Origin of the sequence: Salinivibrio sp. PR6, from assembly GCF_001995955.1 — a bacterium.
Lineage (GTDB): Bacteria > Pseudomonadota > Gammaproteobacteria > Enterobacterales > Vibrionaceae > Salinivibrio > Salinivibrio siamensis.
The window spans coordinates 23,299-39,399 of the sequence record NZ_MUFA01000027.1; the positions used below are offsets into that span (position 1 = coordinate 23,299).

Consider the following 16,101-nt stretch of genomic DNA (forward strand, 5'->3'; position numbering starts at 1 on the left):
TCGCTTAGGCCGACCTAAAAGGTGACACCGGCTTGAAAAATCACATTGGCATAAGGCGTGCACTCTCCGGTGCGCACCACCGCTTTGCTCTGCACCGTGCGTGCTTTAAACGCCTCGTGGCTGATCGTGGTCACAGTGATCGGCTGCTGACGCGCAGCACTCTCTTGCTCTAATCGCGCAAGCAAAGTTTGATGTAGCGCGGGGCTGACCTCTGCAAGCTCTTCTGCAATCACCACAGATTCAATGCAGGTGTGAGCTAACACCGCCTCGACCGTTTGCATAAAGCTCGGCACGCCTTGGATTAGCGCTAAATCAATACGCGACACCGAGTTGGGGATCGGCAGCCCCGCATCACACACCGTCAATTCATCGGTATGCCCGATTTGGGTGACTAACTGTGCAAGTTCAGGATGGAGCAAACCATGTTTATTCATTCATCACCTTCTCACTCACGATAGGATCAGTCAGCGCTCACTATGCGCTGGCACGTTTTCTTGTGATCAATGTTTTCTCTCAGGAAAACGCCATCGAAACGTTTCGATATAGGCAAATAATGCAGATGAAAGAAAAATTTCACCATCTGTAAACATCACAGATGTGAGGGGGATCGACTATTGATATTGGAATCATTAGAAAAGGGGGAGATAAATCACACAGCCTATATTGGTAGTACAGTATTGCGTGCTGCAGGAAGAAAGTGAGGTGACTGTCCCGAGAATATCTTGCGCCCGATAAACGATTGACGAGAGGTAATGAAAAGCAGAAAAAGTGCCTGTCCGGTCAATTTAGTTAACTATCGCCCTCTGCTTCTTTGTCTGCTTCCCGGTCAGTCAAACCCGGCACCGCTTGGCAAAACGTGCATTCTTCATTATCCACCGAGGCACCGCCCGCCTCCACATAACGAATCCGGTGGCTACCCTTGCTCCGGTTAGCCGACACCGCAAACCGCCGCTGGTCACGCTCGGGAATGGTCTTTTCTGTGTCATGCTCAGCCATAGGTTGTCTCCTTCAAATACCGAGAACCACTCTACTGTATGTTAACTTTACCACCCCTAAGTCGCCTAACCAAAAGTGCCTGTCCCCGATAACTCCGCCCAATTACTCCCGCTAACTGTGTCATGCTGAACGTGAGTCAGCACTCATGATTCAAAATCAGTTAATAGAAATTAAAGAGCTGAATCACAAGGTCACTTTCAGCAATTTGTCTGTTCAAATAATGAGCGTAGTATTTAAGCTGAAACGATTCAGCTAAACACAACAAATGAGGAAGACTAAGATGATAATCAAAAACGTCCTGGCAACTGTTGCCCTACTCACACCTGTCTACGCCCTTTCAGCAGAATTTGTACTCACCGATAGCGCAACTAACACCTACGTGGATCATTGGAAAACATCGGCGCAAGAACTTGGAATTAACACTACAACCCCCTTTTCAATTGAAAAAAAGCGACTCAATACAGGTAAACAAAGTGGCGTGGACATTATCACCATCGATAACGGTGAATTAGAACTGACACTGGTACCAACTCGAGGTATGGGTATCTACCAGGTGCGCAAGGAGGGCAAGCGGATTCTTGGATGGGATTCACCCGTCAAAGAGATAGTCAATCCAGCTTTTATTGATCTTGAAAGCAGAAACGGCCTTGGCTGGCTAGATGGCTTCAATGAAATGCTAGTTCGCTGTGGATACGAATGGACAGGCCACCCTGGTGTTGATGACAATGGGCAATTGCTCAGCCTTCATGGGCGGGTTCAAAACACTCCCGCCTCACTGGTGAAAGTAGAAATAGACGATGAAGCCCCACATACAATTACTGTCACTGGGGTTGTTGCAGAGAGTACCTTTAAAAAATCAAACCTTTCGACAGAAACGCGTTTGAATATCATTCCTGGCGAAAATTCCTTCTCAATAAACGATACGCTCACCAACAAAGCTGATTACGACGATGAATATCAAATCATCTACCACTCAAACTTTGGTAAACCCATCCTAGAAAAAGGCGCCAAAGTCCATTCAGCAGCAAGTGAAATATCTCCATTTAATGACTATGCAAAAGGGGGACTTAAAAGCTGGCAAACCTATTTAGGGCCAACAAAAGATTTTGATGAAATGGTATTTAACTTAAAACCCATTAGTGACCCAGAAGGCAACTCTCTTGCTGTTTTACACAATAAAGATGCCAACTCTGGTGTGTCGATGCGATTTAAAACCGATCAGCTCCCAGTGCTAACCATTTGGAAAAATACTGACACATTAAAACAGGGCTATGTAACGGGAATCGAGCCTGGTACAAGCTATGCGTATAATACAAAATATCAACGACCGTTAGGCCTAGTGCCGACCATAAAAGCTGGCGAACAAAAACATTTCGATCTTGAGTACACCGTGTTAACGAGTGCGGAAGACGTCAGTCAAGCCGTCGACAATGTAGCCAAAATCATGAAAAAACAAAAAGTCCAACTGAAGTCAGAGCCTTTAGTCGATCTTAGTCACTAAAGCACATAACGGCTAGACATAGCTTTTCGTTATCAAACGTGTTCGGCGTTGCTCACGCTTAGCCGAACACTTTCCACTCAATACTCCTCACAACGCGTTCGCGCCTGTCCTGTCAAAAGCATACTGTACTCTTTGCACTAAAGTGCCTGTCCCTCTAAAACGGTGCCTCTAAAACGGCCCAAAACTAATTTTTTCTCGCAGTACTGGCGCGATGTGCGAGTTTAAATGGGATAGTTTGAGCGCCTGTAAGCGGTTGCCCTTCAATGGCTTGTAAAATGGCCGACGCGGCCTGTACGCCGAGGGATTGATAGTCAATTTCAGCGCTCGTTAAGCTCGGAAAGGCATGCTCACTCATGGAAGAGCCCTCCAGGCTGATAAGCGCGATATCGGTCGGCACTTTTAACACCCGTCGGTGACACTCAAACAACGCGCCGATAGCTATCTCTTCATGGCTACATACCAGTGCGTCCAACGTGGCATCGCGAAGCAACAGTTTCGCCAACCCTTCGGCCCCCAATTGCGCCGATGGTGCCTCATGCGTTGTCAGAAAATGGTCAGGGGTTAAATAGTGCTCAATCATCGCGCCCTGCCAGCCCTGTAGCTTGCGCTGCAAGGTGGCATGGTTGCCCCGCGCACCAATAAAACCAATATGATGAAAGCCCTGACTAACAAGGTGGGATGTACAGCGCTTGCCGATGTCGTGGGGGTCGCTGCCCATGCTGGCATAGCTATTCATGGAAGGCGACTCAGCAATTTCGAGGACAGGCGCATTGGCCATCTCAAGCAATTGATGGGTACGCTGAGTATGCTCATTGCCAAATAGCACCACTGCCGCTGGCCGACTTTCTAAAAAACCGGCCAATAAATCCTCTTCCTGCTGGACCGAATAATCACTATAACCCAGCAACAATTGATAGCCCGCTTTATTCAGCCGCTGTTGAAAACGAGGCAAAAACAAGGCGCACGCCTTTTCCAATAGAGAAGGAATGATCAACGCAATGGCATAGCTTTGCGCTGATGCCAAGGCACCCGCAGCTTTATTAGGAATATAACCCAGTTGCTCGACGGCGCGTTGAACCTTATCGCGCAATTTGTCAGAGACAGCATCCGGGGTACGCAACACCCTGGAAACCGTCATGGTGCCTACCCCAGCCTGTTTGGCAACATCCGCAAGCGTAACGTTACCGGTATTGCGTCGTTTTCTTGGTTCACTCATCGTATCTATTGATTACTCATCATTTTATGACACCGTATCCTATCACAGCCATCAGCGATTAATCCCTGCCCCGCATGGCCTCTTTGTAGCATGACGCATTGGTAGACAGAAAAAATGATAGCGCTATCACATCTTATGGTAGCGCTATCAGATAGCGCTACCATTTGTGATCATTGTCCATTTATTGCTCAGTTTTCAGCGATAGAGTTATCAACAATTCTCCAACAACCTAATAAAACCTTTAAAACGGATAGAGCCATGTTACGAGATCTGATTACCGCCGACGTTATCCGCATTCACCGGGATGCCAACGATTGGCAAGATGCCATAAACAAAGCCTGCGCAGCACTTTTGGATAACGGTGCCATTGCGCCAAGCTATGTCGACGCGATTTATCGCTCACACCAAGAAATCGGTCCCTACTATGTGGTGGGCCCGGGTATCGCGATGCCCCACGCACGCCCTGAGGATGGCGTTAACCGCCTCGCCCTGGCTATCACAGTGATCAAAAACGGCGTCAATTTTGACAGCGCCGAAAACGATCCGGTTAAGGTGCTAGTCACCCTCGCGGCCACCGACAGTAATAGCCATGTCGAGGCTATCTCCCAATTGGCGAACCTTTTTATGAATGACACACACATCGCGCAGATCAGCCGCGCCACCAACGTGGAAGAGGTATTAGCCATTATCGCCAACTACTAACCCTTACATCGGTAGCAACAACACGCAAAAACACAAAGGGCTCGCCCTTAGCTATCGGCTTTAAAACAACGAACATGCTGAAAATGCACCTGTTAACCCAAATAGAAGGTCTGAATTATGAAAATCACAGTCGTATGCGGCCATGGTCTTGGCACCAGCCTAATGATGGAAATGAGTATCAAAAAAATCATCAACGATCTTGGCGTCGACGCCAGTGTCGACCATATCGATCTGGGCTCAGTCTCTGGGACAGAGGCCGATATATTCGTCGCCACCAATGATATCGCCCAACAGTTACAAGCGATGAATGTGTCGCCGCGCATTGTCGCACTCGACAACATGGTGGACAAAGAGGCAATGAAAACCCGCTTGTCTGAGGCCCTACAAGCACTCGGTGCCCTATAAGGAGTGACGTTATGCCCTTTTTTAACTTCCTGATGAAAGACGTGCTCTCTGAGCCCGCGGTATTAGTGGGTTTGATTGCACTGATTGGTTTAATCGCCCAGAAAAAGCCCGCGACTGAATGCATCAAAGGCACCATCAAAACCATTCTAGGCTTTGTGATCCTAGGAGCCGGTGCCTCATTGGTAGTCAGCTCACTCGGGGATTTTGCCACCATTTTCCAGCATGCGTTTGGTATCAGTGGCGTGGTGCCCAACAACGAAGCCATTGTCTCCATTGCGCAAGAAGCCTTTGGTAAGGAAATGGCAATGATCATGTTCTTCGGCATGCTGGTTAACATTCTTATCGCACGCTTAACCCCGTGGAAATTCATCTTTTTAACCGGCCATCACACCTTGTTTATGTCGATGATGGTCGCCGCGATTCTTTCCACCAGCGGAATGGAAGGGATCCCATTGGTCGCATTAGGCTCTGTGGTTGTCGGCTCGGTGATGGTGTTTTTCCCTGCCATCGCCCATCGCTACATGCAACAAGTCACCGGCTCAGATGAAGTCGCCATTGGCCACTTTTCAACCCTCTCTTACGTGTTAGCCGGGTTTATTGGCAGCAAGTTTGGTAACAAAGCCCACTCCACCGAAGACATGGACGTGCCCAAAAGCCTCTTGTTCTTGCGTGATACGCCAGTCGCTATCTCGTTCACCATGGGGATCATTTTTATGGTGACGTGTCTGTTTGCCGGCGGAGACTTTGTGCGCGAGGTGAGTGACGGAAAACACTGGTTTATGTTTGCATTAATGCAATCCATCACCTTTGCAGGCGGGGTGTATGTGATCTTGCAAGGGGTAAGAATGGTGATTGCCGAGATTGTGCCAGCGTTTAAAGGGATTTCCGACAAACTGGTGCCCAATGCCAAGCCAGCACTCGACTGTCCCGTGGTTTTCCCCTACGCACCCAATGCGGTGTTAGTAGGCTTTTTATCGAGCTTTGTTGCTGGGCTTGTCGGTATGTTCCTGCTCTATATATTGGGGCTTACGGTGATTATCCCAGGCGTGGTGCCCCACTTTTTCGTCGGCGCAGCGGCAGGGGTATTCGGTAATGCCACCGGCGGACGACGCGGCGCAATTTTAGGCGCCTTTGCGCAAGGCCTACTGATCACCTTCCTGCCCGTGTTCTTGCTCCCAGTGCTCGGCGATCTGGGCTTTGCCAACACCACCTTTAGCGATGCAGACTTTGGTGTGGTCGGCATCCTACTCGGCCTGATTGTGCGATAACCACAAAGAAAAAAGGATGAACAGGCCGATAGGCTTGTTCATCCTTTATTAAAAATTGACGCCCCCTCAGCTGCTAAAGGTAAGGACAGAAACAATTCAATAACTTACTTTCACATAGCTGTATGAACACTACTTATATTTAGCATCAAATTTGGAAAGTGGGCCTCGTTCCTCGATGTAGCCGCGCGCCTCCGACGTTGAGGTCAAATCGGGCACTGATCGTGACAGGCGCCCGTTAGCAATGTGCATCCATCAAACACCGTGCTAGGGCTTAGGATCTAGGACCCTAGGCCCTTTTTAGTCCTTCCCATCTTCCACTAAAGTCCGTATTCTGTAGCCCATATTGACAGAACTTGGTATTAAACTAGGCAGATAAATCATGAAGGTACTTGTCACCGGTGGCACGGGATATATTGGCAGCCACACTTGCATTCAACTGATTGAACAAGGCCACACGCCTGTTGTTATCGACAATCTATGCAATAGCAAAGAAATGGTGCTCGAGCGTATTGAGCAAGTCACTGGCGTACGACCGACTTTTATGCAAGGCGATATCCGTGACAGTGCTTTCTTAAAGCGCGTATTTTCTGAACACAGTATTGACAGCGTCATCCACTTTGCCGGATTAAAAGCTGTGGGTGAGTCGGTTGAAAAACCACTGAAATACTACGACAACAATGTCTCCGGCACTCTCACTCTCGTGAGTGAAATGAATAAAGCTGGAGTGAAATCTCTGATATTCAGCTCATCAGCGACCGTTTACGGTGATCCAGCATCGGTACCGATTAAAGAAGATTTTCCCACCTCGGCGACCAACCCCTATGGACGCAGCAAATTAATGGTGGAAGAGTGCCTACGAGACTTTTACCAAGCCAATCCCGACTGGAGTATCACTTTGCTGCGTTACTTTAACCCCGTCGGCGCGCATGAATCTGGCCTGCTCGGCGAAGATCCACAAGGCACACCCAATAACTTACTGCCTTTTGTGGCACAAGTAGCAGTGGGTCGACGCGAAAAGCTAGGCATATTTGGTAACGATTATGATACGCCCGATGGCACCGGTGTGCGAGATTATATTCATGTCGTCGACCTGGCCGAGGGCCATTTGGCTGCGTTGGATAAAAAAACCCATCAACCTGGCACTCATATTTTTAACCTCGGTACCGGCCAAGGCAACAGTGTGCTAGAAATGGTGCATGCGTTTGAAGCCGCAGCAAAACGTCCAATCCCTTACGAAATCAAACCCCGTCGAGCCGGCGATATCGCCGAATGCTACGCTGACCCGGCTTATGCAGAAACCCACTTGGGCTGGAAGGCGAAACGCGATTTACAAACGATGGTAGAAGATACTTGGCGCTGGCAGTCTAAAAATCCAAATGGGTACCAATGAAGCCACTTTGAGAGCACAAAACAACCAAACTGATGTGATATGGGCTCGCTGACTTCCTACCTGCCCTAAAAATCATTAAACTGGCGCCTGATTGACGTTGAGGGATACCACGTGCTCATACCATTTATTGAACTGGCCTTTCTGTGCTTTTTTGCCTTTTGTTCTCTCTTTGTGATTCGAAAGATGGCCAAGGCTGTGGGTTTGGTCGACATTCCCTCCGGACGCAAGCAACACATCGATAATGTTCCCCTAGCGGGCGGCATCGCGACCAGTATAACGTTGTTGTACTTTGTGTTTAATAATCCCTCCGTCCTGCAGTCACCAACTCTCTATGCGTCATGTGTGATCGTGCTCGTTATTGTCGGGGCGCTGGATGACAAGTTCGATATTAGCTACAGAATTCGTTTATTCGTACAAGCACTTTTGTCTATTGCCATGATGTGGTTCGGCAACCTTGAGCTAACAAATTTGGGCAACTTACTGGGAACAGGCCAAATAAACCTGGGGCCTGCTGGGTACGCGGTGACTGTACTGGCCGTGATTGCCGCTATCAATGCCTTTAATATGGTGGACGGTATTGATGGTCTATTAGGAGGGCTATCTATCGTCACATTCGGCGGATTAGCGCTGCTTTTGCTCCATGATGGACAAGCTCATATGGCTTACTTTTGTTTTGCCATGGTTGCCATCCTTGTGCCGTATGTCGTTCTCAATATGGGATTGCTAGGCCGCCAGAGAAAGGTGTTTATGGGTGACGCTGGTAGCATGCTAATTGGCTTTACCGTTGTTTGGGTACTGCTTTTTTCCAGCCAGAATGGAAAGGCGCCGCCGTTACGTCCCGTCACCGCATTATGGCTTATCGCTGTTCCATTGATGGACATGGTCGCGATAATGATCCGACGCATTCGCAGAGGCGAGTCACCGTTTAAACCAGACCGTGACCACCTCCATCATATTTTCCAACGGGTCGGACTTACCTCGAAACAAACACTGCTCGCTATTTGTAGCATCTCAGCTTTGTATGCAGGCATTGGTATATACAGTGATATCGCTCGAGTCCCAGAATACATCATGTTGATTGCATTCTTAACCTGCTTTGGGCTTTACTTCCTACTTGTAACGCATATTTGGCGGGTGACGTCGTTTGTGAAAAAACTTTTTTCACGTCGTGTGTGATGGGTTGAAACAAATCTCATTTTGGCATTGCGGCCCAATAATCGGCTCTACCGCTTATTGGGCACATAAGCTTGAACTCAATGTACAACTAAAAGCGGTAATATTTGTTAATCAACTTATTACCTGTTGAAGAAGAAGAGTGCATGGCTTTTAACTACAAGGTAAGTTGAACTAACATAACTATGAAGGTTCAGTTGGACTAAACATTACCTTTGCTTTCTCAGGGTCAAATGGCCCTTCCTTTACCTCTAAAAGCAATGCTTTCTCGGAAATACATTCCACGCTATGAATATCTCTTGGGTCTATTTCAATTACTTTTCCCGATTGTCCATCACCAGCGGCTAGCTTCTGCTTTACTTTTCCATCACCGTCGTAAAGCGTCACTTCAACTATACCATGAATTACCACGAACATTTCCCATTGATGATCTAGTTCATGGTAGTGCGGCGCAACGTAACTCCCTTTTACTAGAGCGATAAATAGTCGTTGCACCTTCTCATCATAGTTTGCATGCAAATTAAGGTGAGCGCGTTTTCTTTCTGACTTCTCAGCATCATCAAACAACGCCGAAAAGCTTTCATCACTGTATTCTTTCATCTTTTCGTTTCAAATTATCGATAATTACTCCCGCAGCTGCTTGTACGGAAAACGCATCTTCAAGTAATCTGTAAGCCCTTTTACCTACATCTTTTCTCAATAATTCATTATGGTAAAGTGACAACGCGTTTTGATATAACTCCTTATCTTCACCATTAATCGATAAGTAGCCAGCTTGGTTATCATTGATGGTTTCTAGCAGATCATTACCTTGGTTTACGCTCCCCAAAATAGGTTTAGATTGAACCATATAACCTAAAAGCTTACCTGGAAAGTTGTGAGCAGTATGCTTTGCTGAGAGAGAGAAAAGCCCAACATCAATATCGCACAGCAGGTTCTTAAATTCTTGCTGATTAACCGATGGAAGATAAGTAAAATTACTAAGTGACCATTTTTCAGCTAAGTGGTTAACGAGATTAACTTCATCTCCTTGCCCAACAAAAAGAAAATGAGCTTTTTCATAAGCCGACATTGAACGGACAAGACGCATCAAATTCCCCATATCCTGCGCGTGTCCAATATTCCCCCCATAGAAGTAAATAACTTTATCTTCCAAGTTAAGTTTTTTACGGACGCTATCGTCTGGGTTTATCAATGTATGAGGTTTTAGTTCAGCCCAGTTCCTGAGAACTTCAGTCTGATATTGATCACTGGTGGCGGCATTGAAAATCTGTCGGTTTTTCTCTGACATCAATCCAATTTTATCTGCTTGGCGATAGGACTGCTTTTCAAAAAACCGAAAATACTTTTCAATCAAAGAGCCCTGTCTAATGATGCCTGCATCAACAGCCCACTGAGGAAATAAGTCACGTAGAACTAAATAAGCTTTACATTGACAACGCGACTTTATTTTATCAACGAGCTTACCCCAAAATATAGAGGGAGAATAGTAAATAATACCATCAAAGGTTTCAGGCTTTATCTCGCTAGAGATGGCTCGCCAAGCTCGGAAAGAAAGCACGGTTTCATTTATGGCCCGCTTAATCTTTGTCGTGTCTTTTATCGTACCACTGGAAAAAGACCAAATATTCACACCACTTAACTGCGTTTTTACTAGCCTTTTTTTCTGTCCCTCAGAGGGTGTGATCACCGTTACTTGGTGACCCAATCTTACATAATAACAAGCGAGCTCATGAAACATTTTTGCCCCAACGCGAGTGCTATGGGGCAAGTAGTCATCAATAATTAATGCTAAGCGCATTAGTACTTTTTCCAAACAACACGTTTAACGTAATCAGTATACGAATGGATAATGCGTACCACTTTTTCTGAGACATTTGGCATCGAATAATCATAAACTTGGCGCAATAATCGCTCTTCACCCGAAGGTTGTGACTCTAGAACTTGTAGTGCTTGCATTACCCTTTCGGCACCTAAACCAACCATCATCACCGACGCTTCTTCCATCCCTTCTGGCCGCTCGTGCGCTTCTCGCATGTTTAGGGCAGGAAAGTTCATAATTGATGATTCTTCGTTAATCGTTCCACTATCAGAAAGAACGGCTTTAGCGTTCTTTTGTAGATGGTTATAGTCATGAAATCCTAATGGTTTAAGTAACTGGATGTTTGAATGGAATTCCAACCCACGCGCTTCAATACGATTGCGAGTTCGAGGATGTGTAGAGACAATCACTGGTAAGTCGTAGTGAGTTGCTAGGGTATTAAGTGTTTCTGCTAACTTTTCCAGCTGGTTGGGTGCATCCACATTTTCCTCACGATGAATACTAACAACAAAAAACTGTCGTTTCGATAATCGTAAGCGTGACAGCACGTCAGACGCATCAATCCTTGGCATATAGTAATTTAACACTTCAAACATTGGACTACCTGTTTTGATCACGCGATCAGCAGGTAAGCCTTCAGCGAGCAAATAGTCACGCGCTATCGTGCTATAAGTTAGATTAATATCTGAAGTATGGTCGACGATTCGGCGGTTCGTTTCCTCAGGGACACGCTGATCAAAGCAACGATTACCTGCTTCCATATGAAAAATCGGCACTTTACGTCGTTTGGCGGGGATAGCTGAGATACACGAGTTCGTATCGCCCAACACTAACATCGCCTCTGGGTCAACCTCTTCAAGCACTTGGTCCACTTTAATAATGACTTGACCAATAGTTTCTGCCGCACTCTTACCGGCAGCATTGAGAAAGTAATCCGGCTTGCGCACACCAAGATCATTAAAGAATACTTCATTAAGCTCAAAGTCATAGTTTTGCCCCGTATGGACTAACGTATGTTCACAGTGCTCGTCTAACTTCGCAAGAACGCGGGATAACCGTATAATTTCAGGACGAGTTCCCACAACGGACATTACTTTGAGTTTTTTCACTTCACTACTCTCGAATTAAGATAACGGATAAGCAACTGTATCGGGGGCCTCACGGTCAAAAATTTCGTTAGCCCAAAGCATCACGATCATTTCATCATCACCTATATTGGTGATGTCGTGCGACCAACCTGGCACTGTTTCAACAATTTGAGGTAAGCCACCATCTGTATAGAGCTCGTGACGCTCGCCCGTTACAATATGTTCAAATTTGAATAGAGCTTTACCTTTGAGGACTAAAAATTTTTCATTTTTACTGTGGTGATAATGACCACCACGCGTGATACCTGGGTGAGCGGTAAAGAACGAGAACTGACCTGCTTGCTTGGTTTTAAGCATCTCGCTAAAAACACCGCGCTCATCACCATAGCTAGGGATCGAATAACTAAAGTGCTCTGGTGCCATATAGCTAAGGTATGTAGAATAGAGCGCACGCGTTAAGCCAGTGCCAACATCTTCTGTAACCAAACTATCTCTGCTCTCTTTGAAACTGCGTAGTAGAGTCGCTACTTCACCTACCGTCGTCGGATACTCTGGCGTGACCCGTTTGTAACCGCTTTCCGAGTCACCGTCCAACAATCCAATTAGGCGGGCACAAACGTCATCGATATAAACTAAGGTAACAGCTGCTTCCGAGTCGTTAATCGTGATATCTAACCCATTTAGAATGTTGTGACAAAATGTGGCCACGAACGAATTGTAGTTTGGGCGGCACCATTTTCCAAACACATTAGGGAAGCGATAGATAAAATAGGAAGAGTTTGTGTGCTGACCATATTGCTCAACTAACTGCTCGGCTAGTCTTTTACTTATCCCGTATGCGTTATCTCGTTCCGCTTGTATAGAAGAGCTCAACACTATCGGTGCGTGCTTGTTACTGCGACTAAGTTCATCGACAATATACTGGGTAAAGTCTGTGTTCCCGTACTGAAACTCAGCCTCATCGTCAGGCCGGTTAACACCTGCTAAATGATACACGAAATCTGCAGCGCTAAGTGACTTAGATAAAACGGTTTCCGGTGTTTCACGGTCAACTTCAACAATGTCATGATAACCATGCTCGCGAAGCATCACACACAGATTTTTACCAATAAAACCTGTGGCGCCCGTAACAACAATCTTCATTTAAACCCCCTCAGGTACCACTAAGCTACCTGCTTCAATGTCTCCTATGAAGTCAAGTTTTCTTAGCAGAGCAATCATACCATCCACATCTAGGCGTTCGGTATTATGCGAGTTGTAATCTTCAATGATAGACAAATCTCGTTCGCCTTCATCATGATACTTAGCGTAGTTTAAGTCTCGGTTATCCGAAGGGATTCTATAGTAGCCACCTTGATCTTCTGCTACGAACATCTCTTCGCGACTGCATAATGCTTCGTAGAGCTTCTCGCCATGCCGTGTACCAATCACGTTAACGATATGCTCTGGTTTGTGTGTTATCCGCTTCAATGCTTCTACTAACGTTTCAATTGTCGCTGCTGGCGCTTTTTGGACGAAAATATCACCGTTAGTCCCGTGTTCAAAGGCGTGTAAAACAAGATCGACCGCATCGTCTAGTGTCATCATGAAGCGCGTCATATTAGGATCTGTTACCGTCAACGGCTGGTCATTTAACATTTGCCGTAAAAATAGGGGGATCACGGAGCCTCGCGACGCCATTACATTACCGTAACGTGTGGCAGATATCATGGTTTTCGCTGGGTTCACATTGCGAGACTTAGCGACAATCACTTTTTCCATCATTGCTTTAGAAATCCCCATTGCATTGATGGGATAAACGGCTTTATCGGTGCTCAAACAGACCACGCGCTTCACTTCGTTTTGAATCGCCGCTTCAAGTACATTTTCCGTGCCCAAAACATTGGTCTTGACTGCTTCCATAGGATGGAATTCACACGATGGCACTTGCTTAAGCGCCGCCGCATGATAAATGTAGTCAACACCACGTGTAGCATTCAATATACTCTGAGGATCACGCACGTCCCCAATATAGAACTTCAACTTTGAACTATTATATTTTTTCCGCATGTCATCTTGCTTTTTCTCATCACGAGAAAAAATGCGTATTTCTTTAATATCTGTGTTTAGGAAACGGTCAAGCACTGCGCTACCAAAGGAACCAGTACCGCCTGTAATGAGCAAAGTCCTTTCTTTAAAAACAATCACGCTGCACCTTTAATAATTCCTTTAAATACAATTTAGACCTTTCTTCATTCGTGATATGTTGCTCTATAACTTCTGAACAACGGGATTTCAAAATATAATACTCCTCTACATCATCCAACAGAGTTCTTATTTTTAATGCAGCATCAATTGCACTTGAAGGCTCATAATAAACAGCAGCATTATGACATACCTCCCGAGCAAATAAGAAGTCTGTTGTACATATAGGCGTTAAGCATTTCATAGATTCTAAGTAACTCACTGAAAAACATTCTAACAAAGTAGGCAAAAACATCAAATCAGCACTTTTATAAATTTGCTTACATGCTTCTACAGGAACGACACCTAAGTTGATAGTAAAACTTTTAAACCTTTCTGAGCATTTATCATACTCAGTCTCAGGCATAGTAACGTAAAAGTTTACTTTGTACCCATAATCAAATAATATCTCAGCAACATCCGCAATAATAGTAAGGTTTTTGTGAGGGTAGTTTGAAGCGATAGTCACAATATTGAAGCGGTCACTGCTTAGCCTATACTCGCCTAAAAGAGACTCATCATGGGAATAAAACTTATCATCGTACATATAGGGCAAAGCATTGGGAACAACACTCACCTTACTTTCATTGATATTCATCAAAGACAACATTTTTTCCTTTATGTCTCTAGTCTCTGTTATATAGAATCTACTCTTTTCATACAAAAATTTTCTTAAAATAAAATTCTTCAATCTCGTAGCCAGTCTATTTAAATACGGAAGCTTTTTGTAAGCAATCGTATCAGGAGTCACAACCCAGGCGTTAGCAAAGCCCATAACGTGAGAGTGGCGCCCATTACAAGTCCAAAAGGAGGGGCCAAATAATGTAAAAACCACATCCGGGCCAACGTGACGAATAAACTTTCTAATCACTCGGCTTGAGGATGAAAAAGGGATAGCCGTTTTAATATCAGTCTGTACAACAACGATCTTGCTATTATCTACTTCAACTGGCAACTGTTTCATCACTTGAGGCGATAGCATATAGTAAAAATCCGTCATATCCATATGCAAGTCATTTATGTGATATATAAATGACAACGCCACCTGCAACCCACCGCCCGCTTTTATATTACTGGCATCTAAAATAACTCTCATTGTTTCACCACTGCACTGGATAGTTGCTCCAGTGTATCGGGGCTTACTGATTCACTCACCTTTCTAAGAACGAATGTTTCGTCATCTGACAAATTTAATACATCTGTGTAGGTGAAAACCTTTGGGTACTCTGGGCCGGAGAACCAGTCAATCTTTCTTAGTGAGCAAAGGTTATCATCTTCATTCGATTCTATATATGACTTGGTAAAAAACTTAAATTTCGAGTTATATACTATAGATTGAAAAAATACCTCATCACAACAGTAGCTAAACTTAAAATAGTCTAGATAGCTTGAGTTCAAATGAACATAGTTTAATATATAAAAAACACATTCCCTAGTAATAGTGAACCAATTACTTCCTTTATACATTACCTCAAAAGGTTTTGACATTTTATTTTCCATCAACCCGAATGAAAAAGCCGTCCTTAAAAGAACACGAGTAAATTTATTCTTGATTGAGTTCGAACGGTCAAAAAAAACATCATTATAACGGTATAAAAATCTGGCCCCCTCTCTGTCATTAACTCCACTTAGGGAGCATACACCAATAAACTCTGTTTTTTTACTCTCTCCCAGATACTGATTAAAAGGTTGCAACCCCTTATACAAGAAATCATCACCAGAAATCAAAGATATATATTCAAAGTTATAATTGGCACATATGTACTTCATTGAGTTGAGAGTGGCAGTTATTTGACTAACCCCCCCCCAAAAAATTGGGATTCTATCTCGAAGAAAAAAGACATTGTTGTACCGTTCTAATTCTAAAAACTCTGCTAAATCTTTTTTTGCGTCCACGTGGACAAAACCGATAGTATCGTTACTTTCCGATATCTGCTTTAAAGAAAAAAGAAACGCATTAGTAACCCTATGACACATAATCAATATAGCATGCCTCACACTATTTCGTGGCATAACCAATCACCTCTCTTGGTTTAAGGAAAGGAATAGCAGCATGTATCTTTAGAAGCATCCCACTCCTAAAGAAATAATTGGAAACTGTCAAACTTATTAGCTCAACAACAAATATAGAATAAAATGCACCAACCGCGCCGTGAGTAGAAATAAAAAAATACGAAATTGGAACTGAGAAAGCAGAACAAAATATAATTTTTATAAATAGATATTTGCTCCCCCCAGGATAATTACCTATAAACCGGCTATTTATAACGCCTAAAACCGATAAAAGACCAGAAAGAGCCATAAGCCACAAGTAAGG

General features: G+C 44.7%; 16 protein-coding genes and 1 pseudogene. 6 read left to right on the forward strand and 11 right to left on the reverse strand.

Annotated features, from left to right (window positions below):
- Window positions 1-14: 14 nt before the first annotated feature.
- Together rbsD and BZG72_RS15165 are read right to left on the reverse strand one after the other, a co-directional pair.
- Window positions 15-434, reverse strand: coding sequence for a D-ribose pyranase (gene rbsD, locus BZG72_RS15160; protein ID WP_046075413.1), 420 nt, complete (start codon window positions 432-434; stop codon window positions 15-17).
- Window positions 435-789: 355 nt separating this feature from the next.
- On the reverse strand, window positions 790-996 hold the full coding sequence (locus BZG72_RS15165) for a hypothetical protein (protein WP_077667188.1): 207 nt from the start codon (window positions 994-996) through the stop codon (window positions 790-792).
- A 280-nt stretch (window positions 997-1,276) separates the two neighbouring features.
- On the opposite strand from BZG72_RS15165, the gene BZG72_RS15170 reads away from it, so the two are divergent.
- Window positions 1,277-2,497, forward strand: a complete 1,221-nt coding sequence (locus BZG72_RS15170) for an aldose 1-epimerase family protein (protein ID WP_077667189.1) — start codon at window positions 1,277-1,279, stop codon at window positions 2,495-2,497.
- A 184-nt stretch (window positions 2,498-2,681) separates the two neighbouring features.
- On the opposite strand, the gene BZG72_RS15175 is transcribed toward BZG72_RS15170, so the two are convergent.
- Window positions 2,682-3,713, reverse strand: a complete 1,032-nt coding sequence (locus BZG72_RS15175; RefSeq protein ID WP_077667190.1) for a LacI family DNA-binding transcriptional regulator — start codon at window positions 3,711-3,713, stop codon at window positions 2,682-2,684.
- Window positions 3,714-3,971: 258 nt separating this feature from the next.
- Here BZG72_RS15175 and BZG72_RS15180 point away from each other — a divergent pair, with 258 nt between their 5' ends.
- The 5 genes from BZG72_RS15180 to wecA all read left to right on the forward strand — a co-directional run bounded on the left by BZG72_RS15180 (window position 3,972) and on the right by wecA (window position 8,654).
- The gene (locus tag BZG72_RS15180) at window positions 3,972-4,415 is read left to right on the forward strand and encodes a PTS sugar transporter subunit IIA (RefSeq protein ID WP_077667202.1); all 444 of its coding nucleotides are present in this window, start codon (window positions 3,972-3,974) and stop codon (window positions 4,413-4,415) included.
- Between the two features lie 117 nt (window positions 4,416-4,532).
- Complete coding sequence (locus BZG72_RS15185) at window positions 4,533-4,820, forward strand: PTS sugar transporter subunit IIB (protein ID WP_046075409.1); 288 nt, start codon at window positions 4,533-4,535, stop codon at window positions 4,818-4,820.
- Window positions 4,821-4,831: 11 nt separating this feature from the next.
- Window positions 4,832-6,088 (forward strand): PTS ascorbate transporter subunit IIC, encoded by a 1,257-nt coding sequence (locus tag BZG72_RS15190; RefSeq protein WP_077458580.1) that lies wholly within the window; start codon window positions 4,832-4,834, stop codon window positions 6,086-6,088.
- 379 nt (window positions 6,089-6,467) lie between these two features.
- Window positions 6,468-7,478 (forward strand): UDP-glucose 4-epimerase GalE, encoded by a 1,011-nt coding sequence (galE, locus tag BZG72_RS15195; protein ID WP_077667191.1) that lies wholly within the window; start codon window positions 6,468-6,470, stop codon window positions 7,476-7,478.
- A gap of 111 nt (window positions 7,479-7,589) precedes the next feature.
- The gene (gene wecA / locus BZG72_RS15200) at window positions 7,590-8,654 is read left to right on the forward strand and encodes a UDP-N-acetylglucosamine--undecaprenyl-phosphate N-acetylglucosaminephosphotransferase (RefSeq protein WP_077667192.1); all 1,065 of its coding nucleotides are present in this window, start codon (window positions 7,590-7,592) and stop codon (window positions 8,652-8,654) included.
- 180 nt (window positions 8,655-8,834) lie between these two features.
- Here wecA and BZG72_RS15205 read toward each other — a convergent pair whose 3' ends face one another.
- The 8 genes and pseudogenes from BZG72_RS15205 to BZG72_RS16365 all read right to left on the reverse strand — a co-directional run.
- Window positions 8,835-9,251 (reverse strand): WbuC family cupin fold metalloprotein, encoded by a 417-nt coding sequence (locus BZG72_RS15205; protein WP_077667193.1) that lies wholly within the window; start codon window positions 9,249-9,251, stop codon window positions 8,835-8,837.
- On the reverse strand, window positions 9,235-10,467 hold the full coding sequence (locus tag BZG72_RS15210; protein ID WP_241832563.1) for a glycosyltransferase family 4 protein: 1,233 nt from the start codon (window positions 10,465-10,467) through the stop codon (window positions 9,235-9,237). The genes BZG72_RS15205 and BZG72_RS15210 overlap by 17 nt, the downstream gene beginning before the upstream one ends.
- Complete coding sequence (gene wecB, locus BZG72_RS15215) at window positions 10,452-11,582, reverse strand: non-hydrolyzing UDP-N-acetylglucosamine 2-epimerase (protein WP_077667195.1); 1,131 nt, start codon at window positions 11,580-11,582, stop codon at window positions 10,452-10,454. Before wecB ends, BZG72_RS15210 begins: the two co-directional genes overlap by 16 nt.
- 15 nt (window positions 11,583-11,597) lie before the next feature.
- Entirely contained in the window at window positions 11,598-12,704 is a 1,107-nt protein-coding gene (gene wbjC / locus BZG72_RS15220) for a UDP-2-acetamido-2,6-beta-L-arabino-hexul-4-ose reductase (RefSeq protein ID WP_077667196.1), read from the reverse strand.
- Window positions 12,705-13,748 (reverse strand): polysaccharide biosynthesis protein, encoded by a 1,044-nt coding sequence (locus tag BZG72_RS15225; RefSeq protein ID WP_077667197.1) that lies wholly within the window; start codon window positions 13,746-13,748, stop codon window positions 12,705-12,707.
- A complete protein-coding gene (locus BZG72_RS15230; RefSeq protein ID WP_077667198.1) occupies window positions 13,735-14,880 on the reverse strand; it encodes a glycosyltransferase in 1,146 nt (381 codons plus the stop codon). Before BZG72_RS15230 ends, BZG72_RS15225 begins: the two co-directional genes overlap by 14 nt.
- Complete coding sequence (locus BZG72_RS15235; protein ID WP_077667199.1) at window positions 14,877-15,797, reverse strand: beta-1,6-N-acetylglucosaminyltransferase; 921 nt, start codon at window positions 15,795-15,797, stop codon at window positions 14,877-14,879. Before BZG72_RS15235 ends, BZG72_RS15230 begins: the two co-directional genes overlap by 4 nt.
- Window positions 15,784-16,101: pseudogene (locus tag BZG72_RS16365) on the reverse strand (hypothetical protein); the annotation flags it as partial. The gene BZG72_RS15235 and the pseudogene BZG72_RS16365, both read right to left, overlap by 14 nt.

Coding starts and splice junctions, on each gene's coding strand:
- BZG72_RS15175 (WP_077667190.1), bottom strand. CDS start 3,713: ATGAGTGAACCAAGAAAACGACGCAATACCGGTAACGTTACGCTTGCG.
- rbsD (WP_046075413.1), bottom strand. CDS start 434: ATGAATAAACATGGTTTGCTCCATCCTGAACTTGCACAGTTAGTCACC.
- BZG72_RS15170 (WP_077667189.1), top strand. CDS start 1,277: ATGATAATCAAAAACGTCCTGGCAACTGTTGCCCTACTCACACCTGTC.
- BZG72_RS15235 (WP_077667199.1), bottom strand. CDS start 15,797: ATGCCACGAAATAGTGTGAGGCATGCTATATTGATTATGTGTCATAGG.
- BZG72_RS15205 (WP_077667193.1), bottom strand. CDS start 9,251: ATGAAAGAATACAGTGATGAAAGCTTTTCGGCGTTGTTTGATGATGCT.
- galE (WP_077667191.1), top strand. CDS start 6,468: ATGAAGGTACTTGTCACCGGTGGCACGGGATATATTGGCAGCCACACT.
- BZG72_RS15165 (WP_077667188.1), bottom strand. CDS start 996: ATGGCTGAGCATGACACAGAAAAGACCATTCCCGAGCGTGACCAGCGG.
- BZG72_RS15180 (WP_077667202.1), top strand. CDS start 3,972: ATGTTACGAGATCTGATTACCGCCGACGTTATCCGCATTCACCGGGAT.
- BZG72_RS15190 (WP_077458580.1), top strand. CDS start 4,832: ATGCCCTTTTTTAACTTCCTGATGAAAGACGTGCTCTCTGAGCCCGCG.
- BZG72_RS15185 (WP_046075409.1), top strand. CDS start 4,533: ATGAAAATCACAGTCGTATGCGGCCATGGTCTTGGCACCAGCCTAATG.
- wbjC (WP_077667196.1), bottom strand. CDS start 12,704: ATGAAGATTGTTGTTACGGGCGCCACAGGTTTTATTGGTAAAAATCTG.
- BZG72_RS15230 (WP_077667198.1), bottom strand. CDS start 14,880: ATGAGAGTTATTTTAGATGCCAGTAATATAAAAGCGGGCGGTGGGTTG.